The 2,991-nt window shown below is 53.1% G+C and carries 1 rRNA gene; it reads right to left on the bottom strand.

Going from position 1 to position 2,991, the window contains the following annotated elements:
* Positions 1–5 precede the first annotated feature (5 nt).
* A 23S ribosomal RNA gene (locus tag DYE48_RS20850) occupies positions 6–2,921 on the bottom strand.
* Positions 2,922–2,991 lie beyond the last annotated feature (70 nt).

The raw sequence follows: 2,991 nt of genomic DNA on the forward strand, positions 1-2,991 counted from the left end.
ATCAGATAGATAAGTCATCGATCCATTAGTATCCGTCAGCTCCACGTGTCACCACGCTTCCACCTCGGACCTATCAACCTCATCGTCTCTGAGGGATCTTATTTGCTTAAAGCAAAGGGAAATCTCATCTCAAGGGGGGCTTCATGCTTAGATGCTTTCAGCACTTATCCCGACCACACGTAGCTACCCAGCGATGCTCCTGGCGGAACAACTGGTACACCAGCGGTGTGTCCATCCCGGTCCTCTCGTACTAAGGACAGCTCCTTTCAAATTTCCAACGCCCACGACGGATAGGGACCGAACTGTCTCACGACGTTCTGAACCCAGCTCGCGTACCGCTTTAATGGGCGAACAGCCCAACCCTTGGGACCGACTACAGCCCCAGGATGCGATGAGCCGACATCGAGGTGCCAAACCTCCCCGTCGATGTGGACTCTTGGGGGAGATAAGCCTGTTATCCCCGGGGTAGCTTTTATCCGTTGAGCGACGGCCCTTCCATGCGGAACCGCCGGATCACTAAGCCCGACTTTCGTCCCTGCTCGACTTGTAGGTCTCGCAGTCAAGCTCCCTTGTGCCTTTACACTCTGCGAATGATTTCCAACCATTCTGAGGGAACCTTTGGGCGCCTCCGTTACCTTTTGGGAGGCGACCGCCCCAGTCAAACTGCCCACCTGACACTGTCTCCGGACCGGATCACGGTCCTGGGTTAGAATGTCCGTACAGCCAGGGTAGTATCCCACCAGCGCCTCCACCGAAGCTAGCGCTCCGGCTTCCAAGGCTCCTACCTATCCTGTACAAGCTGTACCAACATTCAATATCAGGCTACAGTAAAGCTCCACGGGGTCTTTCCGTCCTGTCGCGGGTAATGTGCATCTTCACACATAGTATAATTTCACCGGGTCTCTCGTTGAGACAGTGCCCAAGTCGTTGCACCTTTCGTGCGGGTCGGAACTTACCCGACAAGGAATTTCGCTACCTTAGGACCGTTATAGTTACGGCCGCCGTTTACTGGGGCTTCGGTTCAACGCTTCGCATAAGCTAACGCATCCCCTTAACCTTCCAGCACCGGGCAGGTGTCAGCCCCTATACTTCGCCTTACGGCTTCGCAGAGACCTGTGTTTTTGGTAAACAGTCGCTTGGGCCTTTTCACTGCGGCTCCTCGGCAGAGGAGCACCCCTTCTCCCGAAGTTACGGGGTCATTTTGCCGAGTTCCTTAACGAGAGTTCTCCCGCTCACCTTAGGATCCTCTCCTCGCCTACCTGTGTCGGTTTGCGGTACGGGCACCTCTTTCCTCACTAGAGGATTTTCTTGGCAGTGTGAACTCAGGAGCTTCGGTACTATATTTCCCTCCCCATCACAGCTTGACGTTGCCGGACGGATTTGCCTATCCGACCGTCTCACTGCTTGGACGCGCACATCCAGTGGCGCGCTCTCCTTATCCTCCTGCGTCCCCCCGTCGTTCAAACGGAAAGGAGGTGGTACAGGAATATCAACCTGTTGTCCATCGCCTACGCCTTTCGGCCTCGGCTTAGGTCCCGACTAACCCTGAGAGGACGAGCCTTCCTCAGGAAACCTTAGGCATTCGGTGAAAGAGATTCTCACTCTTTTTTCGCTACTCATACCGGCATTCTCACTTCTAAGCGCTCCACCAGTCCTTACGGTCTGACTTCACGGCCCTTAGAACGCTCTCCTACCACTGATCATAAGATCAATCCGCAGCTTCGGTGGTGTGTTTAGCCCCGGTACATTTTCGGCGCAGAGTCACTCGACCAGTGAGCTATTACGCACTCTTTGAATGATGGCTGCTTCTAAGCCAACATCCTGGTTGTCTAAGCAACTCCACATCCTTTTCCACTTAACACACACTTTGGGACCTTAGCTGGCGGTCTGGGCTGTTTCCCTCTCGACCATGAACCTTATCACCCACGGTCTGACTCCCAGAACAAAGTCTATGGCATTCGGAGTTTGACTGAATTCGGTAACCCGATAGGGGCCCCTCGTCCAATCAGTGCTCTACCTCCATGACTTTCTATTCTGAGGCTAGCCCTAAAGCTATTTCGGAGAGAACCAGCTATCTCCGTGTTCGATTGGCATTTCACCCCTACCCACACCTCATCCCCGTAATTTTCAACTTACGTGGGTTCGGGCCTCCAGTCAGTGTTACCTGACCTTCACCCTGGACATGGGTAGATCACACGGTTTCGGGTCTACGACCGCATACTCACTCGCCCTATTCAGACTCGCTTTCGCTGCGGCTCCGCTTCTGCTGCTTAACCTCGCATACGGTCGTAACTCGCCGGTTCATTCTACAAAAGGCACGCCGTCACCCATTAACGGGCTCCGACTACTTGTAGGCACACGGTTTCAGGTTCTCTTTCACTCCCCTTCCGGGGTGCTTTTCACCTTTCCCTCACGGTACTGGTTCACTATCGGTCACTAGGGAGTATTTAGCCTTGGGAGATGGTCCTCCCGGATTCCGACGGAATTCCTCGTGTTCCGCCGTACTCAGGATCCACTCCGGAGAGAGAAAGATTTCGACTACAGGGCTGTTACCTGCTCTGGCTGACCTTTCCAGATCGATTCGCCTATCTTCCTCTTTTGTAACTCCAATGGAGTGTCCTACAACCCCAGAAAGCAAGCTTTCTGGTTTGGGCTGATTCCGTTTCGCTCGCCGCTACTTGGGAAATCGCATTTGCTTTCTCTTCCTCCGGGTACTTAGATGTTTCAGTTCCCCGGGTGTGCCTGCCTATACCTATGTATTCAGTATAGGATACTGTTCCATTACGAACAGTGGGTTTCCCCATTCGGAAATCTCCGGGTCAAAGCCTACTTACGGCTCGCCGGAGCATATCGGTGTTAGTCCCGTCCTTCATCGGCTCCTAGTACCAAGGCATCCACCGTGCGCCCTTATTCACTTAACTATCGTCGTGAAAAGACGTTTACAATTTCAATTAGATGTCTTGTCATCAAATGTCTCATCGTTAGATGAAA

Origin of the sequence: Halobacillus trueperi, from assembly GCF_003386945.1 — a bacterium.
In the GTDB taxonomy this organism is placed as follows: domain Bacteria; phylum Bacillota; class Bacilli; order Bacillales; family Halobacillaceae; genus Halobacillus; species Halobacillus aidingensis.